We start from the raw sequence: 16409 nt of genomic DNA, 5'->3' as shown, positions 1-16409 counted from the left end.
GTCCGGCCGACGACCCCACCCACCCGAACCCACTTCCACACCGAGGAGCCCACGATGTCCACGGAGCACAGCGTCCGCCTCCAGGACACCGCCCCGACCCGCCCGGGTTGGCCCGAGGTCGTGCTCGGCCTGCTCGGTGTGATGATCAGCGTCGTCGCCCTCGTGCTCCTCGGCCCGGTCGGGCCACTCGACCTGGACCCGATGGTCTACGGACTCCTCGTCTCCGCGTGGTCCGGAGTCGGCGGCCTCCTGGGATTCGGAGTGGCCTACGCGGTGCGCCTTCGCTCCCTCGCGGCCTTCGGCGTCCGGCGCACCACGTGGCGCTGGATGCTCATCGGCGCCGGGTGGGGTGTGATCGCGCTCGTGCTGAAGGGGTTCGTGATCATGGCCATCACCAGCCTGACCGGGTACGAGAGCAATCCCCAGGGTGTGTACTACGACACGGCGGGCAGCGGCGTGATCGGCCTCGTCCTCACCATCCTCTTCCTGGCCGTGCTCACCCCGATCGGTGAGGAGTTCCTGTTCCGCGGGGTCGTCACGAACGCCCTGCTGCGCTACGGCCCGTGGATCGGTGTCCTCGGAAGCTCGGCGATCTTCGCCGTCTTCCATGGCGTCAACCTCATCCTGCCCGCCGCCTTCGTGGTGGGCGTGATCGCCGCCGAGGTCATGCGCCGCAGCGGTTCGGTCTGGCCCGCCGTGGCCGTCCACTCGGTCAACAACCTGGCCCTGCCCCTGCTGGTACTGTTCGCCGGCGCCAGCCTCCCGTCCTGAGCCGCCCGGCCGTCAGCGCTCGTGTCTCCCGCCTCCCGAGGGGATTGTTCGGAGGAGCTCCCGCGTGACCTCGGCCAGACGCTCGGCGTCCCCGGGGGCCAGGGTAGGAAGGTCCAGCGGCAGGGACCGGCCACGGTCGATGGCCGTGAGCGGCGCCTTCGGTGGGTCGTCCACGAACCCGTGGACGGGGGCGACGGACTCCTCCACGGGGCGGGCCGCGACCCGGGCGAGCGCCCGGATCAACAGCCGTGCCGGGGCCGGGAGCGGGCCGAGATCACCGCTCCGGGTGAAGCCCGGATGGTAGAGCACGTAGGGGACCGTCTCACCGGGCCGGGCGGCGTGGGACACCCCGAGGAGGTCGTTGGCGCGCCCCGCCTGGAGCTGTGCCCGCACCGTGCCGTAGCGGTGGTCGAGCCGCAGGTCGTCCCAGTGGATGCGGCCCGCCCTGGCCCCCACACCGGCGACGTTCACGATGACCAGGCGGGCACCGCGCCGCAGCAGGGGTCCGAGCCCTTCTCCCAGCAGGAAGCGGCTGAGGTAGTAGAGGGCGAAGGTGCGCTCCAGCCCGTCCTCGGTGAGCACACGTCGCGGGCTGTGCCGGTTGGCGAACAGCACGAGCGAGTCGACGGCTTCGTGGGTCGCGACGATCCGGGCGATCGCCGACCGCGTGCCGCCGACGCTGGCCAGGTCGACCCGGACGAACTCGATCCCTCCCGCCGCGCCCGACCGGGCCCCCTCCTCCAGGAGGCGCCGCCCCTTCTCCGGGTTGCTGCCGAGCGCCACCACCGAGTCACCGGACCGTGCCCGGGCCAGGGCGGGCGAACGCACGCCCCATACCGTCGGTCGCGCCGCTGACGACGATCACGCGCTGACGGCCGGTGCCACCGGGCCTCGGGGCTTTCGTGCTCATGGCTCTCCCGGTTACTTTGGGTGGGCACCTCATCATCGGTGACCCCGCGCCCACTGGGAAGAAGGCAGTCTGATGTCAGGTACGCACACGGATGTGCCCTTCATCGTCGGGACCCCGTTGCCGAACCCGGTCCCGGCGGAGGAGCACGAGCGCTGCCCGGTCACCGCCGTGCTCCGACGGGTCGGCGACAAGTGGACGGTGCTGGTGGTGGTCCTGCTGGGTCAACGCGCGCATCGGTTCAACGAACTCCACCGCGCCATCGAGGACATCAGCCAGCGGATGCTGACCCGCACCCTGCGCGGACTGGTGGAGGACGGCCTGGTGCACCGGGAGGTGTTCCCCACCGTCCCACCGAGCGTGGAGTACAGCCTCACCCCGCTGGGTCGGACGCTGTTGGAACCCCTGTCCGCCCTGGCCTCCTGGGCGATGGAACACCGGGATGAGATCGCCGCCGCCCGCCACCCCACCTGATCTTCACCCGGGCGGACGCCCGGTATCGTCTCCCGCCCACCCACCCATCCCGGCCGGGCATCCCGTCGGACCGCCGGAGTTTCGCGCCCGCCCCCGCCGGTTACGGGAACAGTGAACGGTTCACCAGCCCGAAGGACACCTGACCTCGGCGGGAGATGAGAACGATGCCCGGTGTGGACGAACTGCCCGACACCCTGCGCAGGTCGCCGAAGAAGGCGCAGCGTACCTGGATCGAGGCGCACGACAGCGCGGTCGACGAGTACGGGGAGGGCGAGCGGGCCCACCGGGTCGCCTTCGCCGCCGTCAAGCGCAAGTTCGAGAAGGTCGGCGACCACTGGGAGGCCAAGGAGGGGAACGGGAGCGGACCCTCGGACGAGCAGGCGAAGAACCCGAGGGCCGGGCGGCGTCCCGGCGCCGACCGTCCCACCGCGGGGGGAGTGGACGCCGAGGCCACCAAGGACCACCTCTACAAGCGGGCCCGGCAGCTCGACGTCCGTGGCCGCTCCAGCATGACCAAGGACGAGCTGGTGGAGGCCCTGCGCAAGGAGAGCGACCGGCGCACCTCACGGAGCGGATCCTCACGGCGGCGCTCCCGCTGACCAGAAGGCGTACCCGGTCGCCGAGCCCCCGATGGTCGGCGACCGGGTCCCGGGTGGTCGTCGGTCGTCCATGCTGGCCCTCCCATCCTTGAATCCTCGCTCGCGCCCTGTCCGACGGGTGGGAGCCGCACACGTACTCGGTGCCGCGAGTCCGCCCTCGGTACGGCACGTCTTTCCGGGAGATGGAGTTTCCGTAGAGGTCGCACGGGTCAGGGCCACAGGTGGAACCGGACACGATCAGGAAACCGGTCGAGGAGGTACGCATGCGGATCGGCTACAAGCTCTTCGCCGAGGGCTACGGGCCCCGCGAGATCGTGGAACAGGCGGTACGCGCCGAGCGGGCCGGGTTCGACTTCGTCGAGATCAGCGACCACTTCCATCCGTGGCTGTTCAGCCACGGGCACTCCGGGTTCGTGTGGTCCATGCTGGCCGCGATCGCCGAACGGACCGGACGGATCGAGATCGCCACCGGTGTGACCTGCCCTTTCCTGCGGGTCCACCCGGCCATCGTCGCGCAGGCGGCGGCCACCACGGCGATCCTCTCCGAGGGCCGGTTCACGCTCGGTGTGGGCGCGGGGGAGCGCCTCAACGAGCACGTGGTGGGCCGGGGGTGGCCCGACGTGGCGGTGCGCCACGACATGCTGGTGGAGGCCGTGGAGATCATGCGGCTGCTCTGGTCCGGCGGCTACCACTCCTACCGAGGTGAGCACCTGGTCCTGGAGGACGCGCGTGTCTTCGACCTCCCCGAACTCCCGCCCCGGGTGGTCGTGGCCGCCGGAGGGTCCAGGGCCGCGGGCCTCGCGGCCGAACACGGCGACGGCCTCTTCGCCACCGAACCCGACTCCGCGCTCACCGACACCTACCGGGAACGGGGCGGCAACGGTCCCTGTTACGGCGAGGTGCCCCTGGCCTGGGCCGCCGACGACCGCACCGCGTTGGAGTCCGCCCGGGAGCTCTTCAGGTTCGGACTCACCGGCTGGAAGGTCCAAGCCGAGCTGCCGAACCCGGTCAACTTCGAGGCCGCGACCGCCCTGGTCAGGACCGAGGACATGGCGGAGGGCTTCGGGTACGGCCCGGACCCCGAACGCCACATCGACATGGCGCGGCAGTTCGTGGACGCGGGATTCGACCACCTGGCGCTGATCAACGCCGGCCCCGATCCGGAGGGCTTCTTCAGGTTCTTCGAGACCGAACTCGCCGAACCGATCCGGAACCTGTCGCGGCCGAAGGGGTGACACACTCGTGGCCCGGACCCCTGCCGGGGGCCGGGCCCCGCCGCGCCAACACGGGCACGGCGAGGCGGGCATCTCGGAGGGCGGGCACATGCCGGACCACGTCGTGCTGGGCGTCTGCGGAAGTCTGCGGCGGGGGTCGTTCAACGCGGCCCTGCTGGACCTGGCCCAGAGAGTGGGCACACGGATCACCGTGGTCGGCGGTGACCTCGCCGGGCGTCTGCCGTTGTTCAACCCGGACGTGGAGAACGACGAGGACGCCTGGCCGGAGGCGGTCCGGGAGTTCCGCGAGCTGGCGGAGCGCGCCGGGGGCGTGGTGATCGCGACCCCGGAGTACGCGCACGGTCCGGCCGGGGTCACCAAGAACGCCATCGACTGGCTGGTGGGCTCCGGAGGGCTGGTCGGAAAGCCCACCCTCCTGGTGAGTGCTTCCCCGGGCCAGGCGGGCGGCATGCGCGCCCACGCGCCCCTGATGCCCACCCTCACGCTGCTGGGCGCGGTCCTCGTGGACTGCGTGGTGGTCTCGCGGGCGGGATCGCGGACGAACGCCCGGGGCGAGTACTCCGACCCGGCCGTCGTGGAGCGGATGCGCCTGGCCGTGGCCGAACTGGAGGAGGCCCTGGGGTACGCCGCGGCGAGGCGGGCCATCGGCCCCCTGAGCACCGGGGCCTGACCCGCCGTCGCGGCCGACCGTCGGGGCGTGGCCTCACGTGCGTCGCGGGGGCTTCTTCGGCAGGCCGATGAGCACGTCCAGGCCCAGGTGTTCCCTGAGGGTACCGGAGGCGTTACACCCCTCAGGTGACCAGGAACGGGACGATGTGGATGAGCGAGAAGGCCTCGTAGACCGCGCCGACGACGAACAGCGCCATGGCGGGCAGGCTCAGCCAACCGACCTGCCGCAGTCCGTGGAGGTACCCCTCCCGGCGGTTACGGGCGCCGACCGTGCGGGGACGCACCCAGCCCCGGCCCAGCAGGTACGCGCCGAGCGTGAGGAGCACGTAGGCCTGGAGCTCGATGAGGATGGTCACGGAGTGCGGGATCAGGACCTTCGCCACCGTCGCGTCCATCGGGGCGAGGATGACACCGATGGTGAACGCCTTGTAGGCGAACAGGACGATCCCGGCGAAGGGCACGACCATCGACGGCAGCAGGATCATTGCCAGCGCTACCGTCAGCACGTTGACCGCGAGGATGGTCAGGGCGAACAGCCAGGCGTTTTGGAGCAGAGAGGTCACCAGGTCCACCGTCCCGTCCTCCTCCTGGGAGGTGACCATGGCGGCGTTGAGCTCGGGGAAGAGCAGGGCGGCGCCCATCCCCAGGAGGAACAGGCCGTACACCAGGGCGTTCAGCACGAGGTAGGTGCCGAGGTGCGCGCGGATGATCTGGAAGGGTGTGCGCAGGTGTCGCACGTGGGCTCCTTGGAGGGTCCGTGAGCGGGCGGTCCGAAGTGGACGGGGCGCGGCCCCGCCCGTTCGGCCGCGCACCGGAGCCCATTCCAGGGCCTGCCCTTGGGGCAGGGTCAAGCCCTTGACCCTGCCCCAAGGGCAGGGTGTGGAATGCGCTCAGGCACCGGTCACACGCGGATCAGGGAGGCAACTCGTGTCGTGGAGCACCCAGCAGGTCGCCGAGCTCGCCGGGACGACGGTGAAGGCCGTGCGCTACTACCACCAGATCGGGCTGCTGGACGTGCCGGAACGGTCGGCGAACGGATACAAGCGGTACGAGGTCGCGCACCTGGTCCGGCTCCTCCGGATCAGGCGCCTGAGCGACCTGGGGGTGCCGCTGTCGGAGATCGGGTCGATGGACGGTGCCGACGACGACCCGGACGGGGCGATCCGCGCGCTGGACCGGGAACTGGAGGCGACCGTCGACCGGCTCAACCGGGTACGGGAGGAACTGGCGGTCCTCCTGCGCCACCGCGCCCCGGCGCACGTCCCGCCCGAGTTCGCCCCCCTCTCCGGAGATTTCTCCGAGCGGCAGCGGTCCCTGCTCATGGTGTACTCCTCCGTGCTCAGCGAGGACACCATGGACAGGTTCCGCGAGATGATCAGCGAACCCGAGGAGACGGACGTGGAGTTCGAGGCCCTACCTCCGGACGCGGACGCCGCCACCGTCGAGGCCCTCGCCGTGCGGTTGCTGCCGGTGGTCAACCGGGGCCGGGAACGGGACCCGTGGTCGGCTGACCCGGCCTCGGACGCACCGGGCGGTGCCCGACGCGCGAAGCACACCATGGCGGAGGCCCTCGTTCAGTTGTACAACCCCGCGCAGTTGCGGGTCCTGAAGCGCCTGAACGAGCTGCTCCAGGAGGGCGATCACTGATCCTCGCCGGTCATCTCAGGGTGCCGCGAAAGGGGACTGCGGTGACGGTGTCCGTTCTCTCCGGCGGGTTTCACCGGGACGCGTGTGCTCGCTGGGGGCGCCCGTCCTGATCGCCTGGGTGAGTTCGGTGAAGCCCATGGACGGGGCGACGCCGGGCGGACAGGGGCCGCGGCTGATCAGCCCGAACGACGGCTGTGGCGCGCGCTGTGTCAGCGCGATCACGCGCGTCCACGTCCTCGAAGCGGCCATCTGACCCGATTCCGGCTCCCGGTCGCCGGGGTGCCGGGGGCGCCAGCGCGAGGCCGTCCTCGCGGAGGGCCACCGCGCCGCCGCCCGTCAGAGTGCCTGGGCCCGGGCGATGTGGTCGGTGAGCAGCGGTCGCAGGGACTCGGGCAGGCTCCTGGCCGGTGCGCGGACACCGGACTCGGCGATGAGGCCGCGCTGGCGCAGGCACTCCTTGCGGATGGCCAGGGCGATCCCCACCTGCTGTTCGAAGGTGATCAGCGGCAGGTACTCCAGCAGTGCGGCACGGCTGCGCCCCGGGTCGGACGGGTCCCAGGCGTTCACGCACTCCACCAGGGCCTCCGGGTAGGAGAAACCGGTCATCGCGCCCGCGGCGCCGCAGGCGAGCTCGTCGAGCAGGTTGATTCCGCCCAGGCCGCCGAACACGGGCACGTCGCAGCGCGCGGTCAGCTCGGCGACGGCGGCGGGGGTCGGCGGAGCCTCCGCCTTGACCGCGCTGACGTAGGACTTTCGGGCGACGAGGTCGCCCAGGACGGCCGCGGAGATGCGCACACCGCTCACCACCGGGTAGTCCTGCACCACCAGGTCGGCGCCCGTGGCCTCGTGGACGGCGTCCAGGTGGGCTTCGAGCACCCGGGAGTCGGCGCTGTTGACCTGGACCATGGCCCCCGCGAGCCGGTCGCCGACCAGCTCGACGGCGGTCTTCGCCTCCTCGATGGTCGGCGCCGTTCCCAGGCTCGTGCAGCCGACGACCAACGGCAGGTCGGTGGCGGCCAGGACCGTCTCCAGGACCAGGCGGCGCTCCTCGCGGTCCAGCTGCGCGGCCTCCCCGAAGACGCCCAGCACGGTGAACCCGGTGACCCCGGCGCTCTCCGCGTGCTTCACAAGCTGTTCGATCCCCGCAGTGTCGACCTCCAGGGCCGCACCGGTGAAGGGTGTGGCGAGCACGCCCCACACACCCGGTCTCATCAGGTCGCTCATGGTCAACTCCCGTTCGTCCGCGTCGGCGTCCCAGATTGGCACAGGCGGCCCACCGGATTCCGGGCGGGGTCGGATCAGGCGCGCACCGGAGGCTCTTCGGGCCGACCGTCGGCGCCCCGATCCTCGCGCCCCCGGCTCTTCTCCCCGGGGGCCGAGCCCGCCGAGCCCTTCTCCGGCGCCCTTCTCCGGACCCGTTCTGCGGGCTCCCTCTTCGGGCCTCTCCCCGGGGGCGGCCACGGACACCGACTCACACGTTCACGCCGTGTAGCAGCGCCCGGACCAGCGCGGTCGTCGTTTCGGGTCGGTGAAACAACGGCCTCTTGTGACCCTTGACACTCCATAAACAACAGACGTAACATCCATCTAGTTGTCTAGACACATTGTGTTCATCACTTCCTGCTTCACTCCCACGGAGGAGCCATGGCATCCCTGAAGGAAGCGCGTTACGAACTGGTGGAGATCCCCGAGCGCTTCGGTCCGGTCACCCTCGACATCGATGAGCAGAAGGTCCTGGGCTACGCCTACGCCCAGAACGACTTCGGTGACTGGTACTTCCGCACCTCGCCGTTCGGCGGGCCGGTCGGCCACCCCCTGGTGCTCGCCAACGACCTGCTTTTCCTCTTCTACGAGGGCTACGACGGCAACACCGCGCAGGGCCTGCACACCCACGAGACACTGCGGTTCCGCTCACCCGCCCGCGTCGGGGAGACGGTGACCGTCGACGGCGGCTACACCGAGAAGTACGAGTCCCGGGGCCAGGGGTACGTCACCCTCGAGGCCACGGCGCGCGGTGCCGACGGGCGCGTGCTCGTCGAGCACGTGGGCAAGGAGATCATGCGCACGGTCGCGGGCGACATCGTCGGCAAGGGCCGCTCAGAGGAGTCCTCCCGCAAGCGCTCCGTACGGGGGGTCGTCGACGAGAGCGTGCCCGCCCTCACCGTCGCCGTCCACGACGCTCCCGTCCGGGCCGCGATCCCCTCCCGCACCACCAGCTTCAGCCAGGACCAGATGTCGGTCTTCTCCTGGGCCGGCAAGGGCTACGCCAATGTGCACACCAGCCGGGCCAAGGCCGCCCGCACCGGCCTGGACCGCACCATCGTGCAGGCACAGCAGCAGACCGGCCACATCGTCGCCAACCTCGTGGACCTCTTCGGCGCCGCGTGGTTCACCAGCGGCGACCTGGATCTGCGCTTCGTCTCTCCCGCCTACGTCGGTGACGTGCTCACCACCACCGGAGCGGTCCTCGGCGAGTCGGACGGTCGACTCGAACTCGAGGTGTGGGTCGAGAACGGCCAGGGAGTCAGAACCGCCGTGGGCTGGGCCTCCGCCGAGATCAGCGACGCGCCCGAACGCCCCACTCCACTGATCTGAAGGACCCGGCACGCTCCGGTATCCCCCCGACGTTCTGAGGAAGCACCATGACCAACACCGCGCCGTCAGCGCCCCAAACACCACAGGAACGGGCCAAGCTCGCCAAGCGGGCCGCCATCGCCAGCCTCGTCGGCACGGCGGTCGAGTGGTACGACTACTTCATCTTCGGCACCGCCTCCGCCCTGGTCTTCGGACCCCTCTTCTTCCCGAACCCGGACGACCCGATCCTGGGCACCCTGTCCGCGTTCGCCGTCTTCGGTGTCGGCTTCGTCGCCCGACCGCTCGGCGCCGTCGTCTTCGGCCACTTCGGGGACAAGTTCGGCCGCAAGGTCGCGCTGATCACCACGCTCATGCTCATGGGCGTGTCCACCTTCCTCATCGGCCTCCTGCCGACAGCCGACCAGATCGGCCTGTGGGCGGCGGCCATGCTGGTCGCCCTCCGGCTCGCGCAGGGCTTCGCCGTCGGCGGCGAGTGGGGCGGGGCCTCACTGGTGGCTGTCGAGTACGCCCCGGAGAACAAACGCGGCGCCTACGGCAGCTTCCCGCAGATCGGCAACGCGGTCGGGCTCGTGTGCTCCACCGGGATCTTCGCGATCGTCTCGCTCCTGCCGGACGACCAGCTCTTCGCCTGGGGCTGGCGGATCCCCTTCCTGCTCAGCGCCGTGCTGATCGTCGTGGGCCTGTTCATCCGCTTCAAGCTGACCGAGACCCCCACCTTCCAGGCCGCGCAGGCCGAACTGGAGAACAAGCAGGAGTCCGAGAAGGTCAAGGACAAGATGCCGCTGGCCGAGATCCTCCGGCGGTTCAAGAAGCCCCTCCTGCTCGCGATGGGCATGCGCTTCGGCGAGGCCGTCTTCGGCTACATCGTGCTCACCATCGGCCTGACCTTCGTCGAGAACTACACCGACATCCCGCGCACGCACGTGCTGATCGCCTCGTCGATCGCCGCGGCGTTCGCCATCTACACCTACTACTTCTTCGGCAGGATCAGCGACACAGTCGGACGGCGCACCGTCTTCATGGGCGGCTCCCTGTTCGGCGCCGCGATCGTCTTCCCGTTCTTCTGGGCCCTGGACTCCGACAACCTCCTGCTGATGTACGTGGTGTACGCCCTCGCCTACGCCATCGGAGTCGGCGCGGTGTACGGGGTGGAGCCCGCCTTCTTCTCCGAGCTGTTCGGCACCAAGGTCCGCTACACGGGCGTCTCCCTGGCCGCGCAGATCCCCTCGATCCTGGTCGGCTTCTGGCCCTTCCTCGCCACGGCCCTGTTCGCCGCCACCGACGGCGACCCCTGGCCCATCGCCGCGCTCACCGTGGCGTCCCTGGGCATCGGACTGGTCTGCGCCTACCTGGCACCCGAGACCAACCGGTCGGACATCAACGAGGTGGGGGAGGAGACCCGATGAACCCCGGATCCGCGTGGCGCGACCTCACCGACCCGCGATCGGCCCGGCCCGGGAACGACCCCGAGGCCGGTCTGAAGGAGCCGCTCTTCGAGAACCTGGAGATCCCCGAGCGGCTCGGCCCGGTGACGGTGCGCGTCGACGACCACAAGATCAAGCGGTTCGCCTTCACCCAGGACGACCACCACCCGTGGCACCTGGAGTCGAGCCCCTTCGAGGGGCGCCGCGTCGGCCACGCCGCGCTGCTGGGCAACGACCTCGTGCAGCTGTTCACCACGGTGTACGCCGCCAGCAGGGTCGTGGGCCTGCACACCGAGGAACAGCTGTGGTTCGACTCCCCGGCCTACCTCGACGAGGACGTCACCCTCGAGGGGACCTACACGGAGGCCTACGAACGGCGCGGCCAGGGCTACGTCGTGATGGAGGCCACCGCCACCGGCCAGGACGGGCGCAGCGTGCTGCGCCACCGCGGCGTCGAGATCCTGCGCACCAGACCTGGAGACGTCGCGGGCCGGGGCTCGTCGGCACCGGGCGCGGGTCCGCGCCGCGTCACCGGCGAGGTCCCGGCCGGGGCAGCCCCCTTCGACCCGGACGCGCCACGGCCGGGCCAGGTGCTCGCGCCCCTGGCCAAGAGCCTCACCACCGAGCAGGCCGCCGTGTTCTCCCGTGTCGGGGAGTACGTGCGCAACATCCACAACGACCTCGACCTCGCTCGCGAGGCGGGCCTGAGGGTGCCGATCGTGCAGGGGCAACAGCAGTTCGGCGTTCTCGCCGAACTACTGACCCGGGCCGTCGGCGCCCCCCTCCTCACGGGTGGCTGGATGCGCGTCAAGTTCCTCAACACCGTGGACGTGCACGAGCCCTTCGAGGCGGCGGGCGTGGTCACCGCGGTCGACCACGACAGGACCGATTTCGAGATCTGGGTGCGCCGAGCCGACGGGAAGCTCAGCGCCGCGGGGTGGGCCAGTGCCCCCCACCAGACATCCACCCGATGAGAACGAAAGAGAAACCCATGACGGAGATGACCGGCGGAGCGTTCGTCGTCAAGATGCTGGAGTCGCTCGGAGTCACCCACGTCTTCGGCGTGGTGGGCGGGCAGACCCTCGCCATCACCGACGCGATCCTCGACACGGACTCCATCGAGTTCGTCCACACCCGCCACGAGAACGCGGCAGCGGTCATGGCCGACGCGTACGGCCGACTCACCGGTCGGCCCGCGGTGGCGATCTCCACCACCGGACCGGGTGCCACGAACCTGCTCACCGGGGTCGGCGGAGCCTTCCGCGACTCCAGCCCCGCGATCATCGTCACCTGCAACAACAACGGCGAGAACATCCACAAGGACGACGCGCAGAACGCCGACCACGTCGACATCTTCCGCAACTACGTCAAGTACGGACGCCTGGTCGCGCACCCCACCTCCATCAAGCAGGCCATGGAGGAGGCCTACATCAACGCCATGACCGGCAACCCGGGCCCGGTGCACCTGGACTTCGCCCGCGACACCATCGAGCAGCCGATGCCCGACCCGCCCGCGCTGCCCGCCGTGCACCCGGCCCGGTCCTGGGTCGGTGCGCGCCCCGTGGCGGCCCGTTCGCAGGTCGAGGCGGTGGCCGCCCGGGTCCTCGCCGCCGAACGGCCGGTCATCTGGCTCGGCAACGGCGGAAACCGGGGCCAGGCCAGCGACGACGTCCTCGCCCTGGCAGAGGCCCTGAACATCCCCGTCATCACCACGTTCAACGGCATGGGCGCCGTCCCGACCACCCACCCCCTCGTCTTCGGGGCGCTGAGCCGGATGGGGACCAACCTGACCACCCGGGTGATCGGGGACGCCGACCTCGTGCTGGCGCTGGGCAACAGCCTCAACGCCGTCTCCACCACGCGGTGGCGCCGCGCACTCCCCGAGGTCGTGCAGGTCGACATCGACCCCGCCATGATCGGCCGCTACTACGCCGAGGTGACCACCGGTGTGGTGGGTGATCTCGCCGCCTTCGCGCGCGACCTCACCGAGGTCACCTCGGACCGGTCCGAGCGGGCGCGCGCCTCCCGCGAGGGGTGGGTCGCGGAGTTGCGGAAGGCCGAGCAGGAGTGGTGGGAGCTCAGCTCCGCGGTGGAGCCGCAGAACCCGGGCACCGTTTCCCCCGCCGTGGCCGTGCGGCGGCTGCGGGACGTCACTCCCGAGGACGCCGTGCTCATCCCGGACGCGGGCAACCCCGGGGTGTGGTCCTTCCTGTGGGAGATGCCCGTCCCCTACCGCTACATCAAGCCGGTCGGCTTCGGGAACATGGGGTTCGCCCTGCCCGCCGCCATCGCCTCGGTCGCTGAGGCCCCCGAGCGTCCGGTCCTGGCGCTGATCGGTGACGGTTCCCTCGGCATGAGCCTCGGTGAGCTGGAGACCCTGGCCCGCGTGGGCGGCCCCGTGGTCGTCGTGGTACTCAACGACTCCAGCTACGGCAACATCCGCCAGGAGCAGGTCCTCCACTTCAACGGCCGTACCGTCGGCGTGGACTTCCAGGACGTCGACTTCGCGCAGGTCGCCCGCGGCATGGGTCTGAAGGGGGTGCGCGTGACCGACCAGGAGTCGCTGGTGGAGGCCGTGCGCGAGGGCTTCTCCTCGGGGGTGCCGCTGGTGGTCGACCTCGTGCTGGACCGCGAGGCGAACGCCTGGACCTACGAGGCCTTCACCCCGTACACCGGCTGAGGCAGCTGAGGCAGAGGAGAGACGACATGGAACAGCAAGGCAGCGGGAAGGGCCCGGGGCCGCTCGACGGAGTGAAGGTCCTGGACCTGTCACGCTTCATCGCGGGTCCGCTGTGCGCCCAGATCCTCGGCGACTTCGGAGCCGAGGTGGTCAAGGTCGAGCGCCCCGGCGGCGAGGACTCCCGGCACCACGGTCCGTACTGGCAGGGCGAGAGCATCTACATGTTCCTGTACCACCGGAACAAGCAGGCCGCGACCCTCGACACCCGCCACCCCCGCGCCCGGCGGATCCTGGAGGACCTGGTGCGTTGGGCGGACGTCGTCGTCGAGAACTACCGGCCCGGCACCCTGGAGAAGATGGGGCTGGGGTACGAGCGCATGAAGGAACTCAACGAGTCCGTCATCCTCGTGTCGATCTCCGGCTTCGGGCAGACCGGGCCGGACTCGCGCCGGGCCCTGTTCGACGCCATCTCGCAGGCCTCCTCCGGTCTGATGAGCATGACCGGTGAGCCGGGCGGGCGGCCCACGCTCAGCGGCACGTACATCGCCGACTACACGACCGGTTACCAGGGGGCGATCGGCGCGCTCGCCGCCCTGGCGCACCGCGAACGCACCGGCGAAGGGCAGCTGGTCGACGTCGCCAGCTACGACACGATGTTCTCCGCGCTGGGCACCCGCCTGATCGCGGAGCTCATGCTCGGGCTGGAGATGCCCCGTTCCGGTTCACGGGACCTGCTGACCGCTCCGGTCAACGTGTACGAGGCGGCGGACGGCCCGATCTACATCCAGGCCGGTACGGCATCGCTGTTCCCGAAGCTGTGCGCGGTGATGGACCGCGACGACCTGGCCGCCGACCCCCGGTACGCCGCAGTGGAGGGCAGGATGGCCGACCAGGAGGCCCTGGAGGAGACGATCCAGGAGTGGGCGGGCGGGCTCACCCGGGAGGAGATCGCCGGGCGCCTCGACGACGCCGGTGTTCCCTACGCCAACGTCGCCAGCGTCCGCGAGGCCGCCGCCTCACCGCAACTGGCCGCGCGTGGCATGATTGTCGAGGCCGAGCACCCTTCCCTGGGAACCATCCGCATGCCGAACAACCCCATTCACATGGAGAAGTCACCCCCCTCGGTGCGCAAGGCACCCCCGCGGGTCGGAGAGGACAACGAGTACGTGTACGGGACCATCCTGAGGCTGGGTGACGGGGAGATCCGACAGCTCCGCGAAGAGGGCGTCATCTGATGACGAGAAGCGCCCGTTACCAGGTGATCTACGACGACCTCTTCGCCCAGATCACCTCAGGGGCCCTGGAGTCCGGTGCGAAGCTGGAGAGCGAGCCCGAACTCGCCCGCCGCTACCAGGTGAGCCGCATGACCGTGCGACAGGCCCTGGACCTGCTCCTCGCCGACGAACTGGTGACCCGCAAGCGCGGGAGCGGGACGTTCGTACGCGAGAACCCCCGACGCGGGCGGCGCCTCAACCGGCTGCGCTCGTTCGCCGAGGAACTCGCGGGCGCCGACGAGGCCGTCTCCAGCCAGATCCTCGCGGCCACCGAGGAGAAGGCTCCGGAGGAGGTCGCCGAGGGGCTCGGACTTGAGGTCGACGGCGCGGTGAACCGGATCAGGCGCCTCCGTCTGGTGGACGGGGTCGCCGCCGCGGTCCAGGACGCCTGGGTTCCCTACGCCGTCGCTCCCGGCCTGGCGCGGGAGCCGTTGGTGGACGGTTCCCTCTACCGGACCCTGACGGAGCGGTACGGCCTGAAGCTGCGCTGGGCGAACCAGACCATGACGGCCGCGCTGCTGGACAAGGCCGAGGCGGAGCTGTTGTCGGCGAAGGAGGGAGGGGCGGTGCTGCACTCGCTGCGCGTCACCTACTCCGACGCCGAGCGCGCCATAGAGTTCACGAACAGCTGGACGCTCCCGGAGTTCCCGCTGCTGCTCAGGATCGACGCGGAATGAGCGGCCGCGAACCCGCCGTCGTCGCCGTCGACGTCGGCACCTCCGCCGTGCGGTCCGGCCTGTTCGGGCTGTCCGGTCGGCTCCTGCGCTCCGTGCGGGTCGCCCGTACCTCGGGCGCGGGCGACCTCTTCGACGCCGACGAGCTCCTCGCCGACGTCGCCACCTCCCTGCGCGAACTGGCCGTGGAGCCACGCCCCCGCGCGTTGTGCGTGTCCGCGCACATCGGCACGGTCGCGGTGGACGCCCGCCTGGAGCCGGTGCTGCCCGGGGGCGGCTGGTCCGACACCCGTGGACTGGACCTGCTGCACCGCGCGCCGGAGGAGTCCCGGACGGCACTGCTCACCGCGGCGCGACGCCCCGCCCTCACAGGCGGGGCGGTCGCCCTCGCCCTGGCCCTGGCGGAGTCCGGGGCAGGTGAACGCGTCCGCTCGCTGCTGAGCCCCAAGGACTTCCTCGTGGCCCGCCTGACCGGCCACACGGCCTGGGACACCGTGGACGCCGCCTACACACTGGCCTCCGACGTGGGCGACCGGACCTGGCAACGGGAGGTACTGCGCTCCCTCGGGATCCCTGAGAACTGGTTCGCGCCCCAGGTCGAACCGACCGCCGTGGTCGGCGAACTGCGCCGTGACGGCGCGCACCGCACCGGGCTGCCGGAGGGCACCCCGGTCGTGTGCGGCGGGCCCGACGGTTCGGTCGGCATCGGTCTGCTCCTGGGCGACGACCCCTCGGGGATCGCGGACGTGGCGGGCACGACCGATGTGATGGCCCGCCTGGTCCACGACCCCGCCCGGGCTCCGCACGGGGCCGTGGTCAACCCCGCCGTGGTGCCCGGCAGGTGGACGGCGGGAGGGGCGACCGGGATGACCGGGGGAGCGGTGGCCCGGTGGCGATCGCTCGTGGGGGCCGCCGACGAGGAGAGCCTGAGCGCGGTCGCACCGGGTAGCCGTGACCTGTTCGTCTTCCCCGGGCTCTCCGGTGAGCGCTTCCCGCGCTGGCGCCCCGCCACGCGGGGGTCGATCACCGGCCAGAGCCTGGAGCACGGTCCCGCAGAGATCCTGCGCGCGGCACAGGAGGGCGCCAGCTTCACCGTGCGGGAGGGTGCCGACGTCCTGGACCCCGACCGCGAACTGCCGCTGCTGTTCGCGGGCGGATCGGCCAGGTCGGCCCAGGTGGCGCAGTTGCGTGCGGACGTCCTCGGGCGGGTCGTGCACGTGGCCAGCGACCCTGACGTCACCCTGCTCGGCTCCGCCGCGCTGGCACTGGTCGGGATCGGCGAGGTCCGTGACCTGGACGGCGCACGTGAGCGGCTGGGCCTGACGTTCGGCGAGGTGACGCCCGACGCGCGGCGCGCTCTTCGCTACGACGAGGTGTTCGCACGGTGGACCGCCGCGCGGGAGTCCTGCTCCGGCGCCGTGTAGGGCCTGTTCGGCGGGTGGCGGCGGATTCGTCGCCAC

General features: G+C 70.9%; 16 protein-coding genes. 13 read left to right on the top strand and 3 right to left on the bottom strand.

The genetic code is table 11. From position 1 onward, the window contains the following. Positions 1–54: 54 nt before the first annotated feature. Positions 55–771, top strand: a complete 717-nt coding sequence (locus tag D452_RS0125675) for a CPBP family intramembrane glutamic endopeptidase (protein ID WP_040694907.1) — start codon at positions 55–57, stop codon at positions 769–771. A 12-nt stretch (positions 772–783) separates the two neighbouring features. Here D452_RS0125675 and D452_RS29005 read toward each other — a convergent pair whose 3' ends face one another. Further along, entirely contained in the window at positions 784–1599 is an 816-nt protein-coding gene (locus D452_RS29005) for an SDR family NAD(P)-dependent oxidoreductase (protein ID WP_017546998.1), read from the bottom strand. A 154-nt stretch (positions 1600–1753) separates the two neighbouring features. Here D452_RS29005 and D452_RS0125665 point away from each other — a divergent pair, with 154 nt between their 5' ends. The 4 genes from D452_RS0125665 (at position 1754) to D452_RS0125650 (ending at position 4656) form a co-directional block, all read left to right on the top strand. Beyond that, positions 1754–2152 carry a winged helix-turn-helix transcriptional regulator gene (locus D452_RS0125665; RefSeq protein ID WP_026129684.1) on the top strand — a complete coding sequence of 133 codons (399 nt, stop codon included), beginning with the start codon at positions 1754–1756 and terminating at the stop codon, positions 2150–2152. A gap of 164 nt (positions 2153–2316) precedes the next feature. Further along, positions 2317–2751 (top strand): ChaB family protein, encoded by a 435-nt coding sequence (locus D452_RS0125660; protein ID WP_017546996.1) that lies wholly within the window; start codon positions 2317–2319, stop codon positions 2749–2751. Positions 2752–3014: 263 nt separating this feature from the next. Further along, complete coding sequence (locus D452_RS0125655; protein WP_026129683.1) at positions 3015–3986, top strand: TIGR03557 family F420-dependent LLM class oxidoreductase; 972 nt, start codon at positions 3015–3017, stop codon at positions 3984–3986. A gap of 88 nt (positions 3987–4074) precedes the next feature. Beyond that, positions 4075–4656: an NADPH-dependent FMN reductase gene (locus D452_RS0125650; protein ID WP_017546994.1), complete on the top strand. Its 582-nt coding sequence runs from the start codon at positions 4075–4077 to the stop codon at positions 4654–4656. 121 nt (positions 4657–4777) lie between these two features. On the opposite strand, the gene D452_RS0125645 is transcribed toward D452_RS0125650, so the two are convergent. Then, complete coding sequence (locus tag D452_RS0125645; RefSeq protein WP_017546993.1) at positions 4778–5392, bottom strand: stage II sporulation protein M; 615 nt, start codon at positions 5390–5392, stop codon at positions 4778–4780. 190 nt (positions 5393–5582) lie between these two features. On the opposite strand from D452_RS0125645, the gene D452_RS0125640 reads away from it, so the two are divergent. After that, a complete protein-coding gene (locus D452_RS0125640; protein ID WP_017546992.1) occupies positions 5583–6302 on the top strand; it encodes a MerR family transcriptional regulator in 720 nt (239 codons plus the stop codon). Positions 6303–6638: 336 nt separating this feature from the next. Here the strand turns inward: D452_RS0125640 and D452_RS0125630 are convergent, their stop codons facing one another. Further along, positions 6639–7526, bottom strand: a complete 888-nt coding sequence (locus tag D452_RS0125630) for a dihydrodipicolinate synthase family protein (protein ID WP_026129682.1) — start codon at positions 7524–7526, stop codon at positions 6639–6641. A gap of 420 nt (positions 7527–7946) precedes the next feature. On the opposite strand from D452_RS0125630, the gene D452_RS0125625 reads away from it, so the two are divergent. Genes D452_RS0125625 through D452_RS0125595 form a run of 7 tightly spaced genes read left to right on the top strand, consistent with a single transcriptional unit; the run spans position 7947 to position 16373 of the window. Further along, the gene (locus tag D452_RS0125625) at positions 7947–8897 is read left to right on the top strand and encodes a MaoC family dehydratase (RefSeq protein WP_017546989.1); all 951 of its coding nucleotides are present in this window, start codon (positions 7947–7949) and stop codon (positions 8895–8897) included. 47 nt (positions 8898–8944) lie between these two features. Next, complete coding sequence (locus D452_RS0125620) at positions 8945–10303, top strand: MFS transporter (protein ID WP_017546988.1); 1359 nt, start codon at positions 8945–8947, stop codon at positions 10301–10303. Beyond that, positions 10300–11295, top strand: a complete 996-nt coding sequence (locus D452_RS0125615) for a hotdog family protein (protein ID WP_017546987.1) — start codon at positions 10300–10302, stop codon at positions 11293–11295. Before D452_RS0125620 ends, D452_RS0125615 begins: the two co-directional genes overlap by 4 nt. A gap of 17 nt (positions 11296–11312) precedes the next feature. After that, positions 11313–13001 (top strand): thiamine pyrophosphate-binding protein, encoded by a 1689-nt coding sequence (locus D452_RS0125610; protein ID WP_017546986.1) that lies wholly within the window; start codon positions 11313–11315, stop codon positions 12999–13001. A 26-nt stretch (positions 13002–13027) separates the two neighbouring features. Continuing rightward, complete coding sequence (locus D452_RS0125605; RefSeq protein WP_017546985.1) at positions 13028–14236, top strand: CaiB/BaiF CoA transferase family protein; 1209 nt, start codon at positions 13028–13030, stop codon at positions 14234–14236. Beyond that, positions 14236–14952, top strand: coding sequence for a GntR family transcriptional regulator (locus D452_RS0125600; protein WP_017546984.1), 717 nt, complete (start codon positions 14236–14238; stop codon positions 14950–14952). The genes D452_RS0125605 and D452_RS0125600 overlap by 1 nt, the downstream gene beginning before the upstream one ends. After that, entirely contained in the window at positions 14949–16373 is a 1425-nt protein-coding gene (locus D452_RS0125595) for a xylulokinase (protein ID WP_017546983.1), read from the top strand. The genes D452_RS0125600 and D452_RS0125595 overlap by 4 nt, the downstream gene beginning before the upstream one ends. The last annotated feature ends 36 nt before the right edge of the window (positions 16374–16409 follow it).

The sequence above is a fragment of the Nocardiopsis prasina DSM 43845 genome (genome assembly GCF_000341265.1).
GTDB lineage: Bacteria > Actinomycetota > Actinomycetes > Streptosporangiales > Streptosporangiaceae > Nocardiopsis > Nocardiopsis prasina.
This window is presented reverse-complemented; position numbering and strand designations above follow the sequence as displayed.

Coding starts and splice junctions, on each gene's coding strand:
- D452_RS0125675 (WP_040694907.1), top strand. CDS start 55: ATGTCCACGGAGCACAGCGTCCGCCTCCAGGACACCGCCCCGACCCGC.
- D452_RS0125665 (WP_026129684.1), top strand. CDS start 1,754: ATGTCAGGTACGCACACGGATGTGCCCTTCATCGTCGGGACCCCGTTG.
- D452_RS0125660 (WP_017546996.1), top strand. CDS start 2,317: ATGCCCGGTGTGGACGAACTGCCCGACACCCTGCGCAGGTCGCCGAAG.
- D452_RS0125655 (WP_026129683.1), top strand. CDS start 3,015: ATGCGGATCGGCTACAAGCTCTTCGCCGAGGGCTACGGGCCCCGCGAG.
- D452_RS0125650 (WP_017546994.1), top strand. CDS start 4,075: ATGCCGGACCACGTCGTGCTGGGCGTCTGCGGAAGTCTGCGGCGGGGG.
- D452_RS0125630 (WP_026129682.1), bottom strand. CDS start 7,526: ATGAGCGACCTGATGAGACCGGGTGTGTGGGGCGTGCTCGCCACACCC.
- D452_RS0125625 (WP_017546989.1), top strand. CDS start 7,947: ATGGCATCCCTGAAGGAAGCGCGTTACGAACTGGTGGAGATCCCCGAG.
- D452_RS0125620 (WP_017546988.1), top strand. CDS start 8,945: ATGACCAACACCGCGCCGTCAGCGCCCCAAACACCACAGGAACGGGCC.
- D452_RS0125615 (WP_017546987.1), top strand. CDS start 10,300: ATGAACCCCGGATCCGCGTGGCGCGACCTCACCGACCCGCGATCGGCC.
- D452_RS0125610 (WP_017546986.1), top strand. CDS start 11,313: ATGACGGAGATGACCGGCGGAGCGTTCGTCGTCAAGATGCTGGAGTCG.
- D452_RS0125605 (WP_017546985.1), top strand. CDS start 13,028: ATGGAACAGCAAGGCAGCGGGAAGGGCCCGGGGCCGCTCGACGGAGTG.
- D452_RS0125600 (WP_017546984.1), top strand. CDS start 14,236: ATGACGAGAAGCGCCCGTTACCAGGTGATCTACGACGACCTCTTCGCC.
- D452_RS0125595 (WP_017546983.1), top strand. CDS start 14,949: ATGAGCGGCCGCGAACCCGCCGTCGTCGCCGTCGACGTCGGCACCTCC.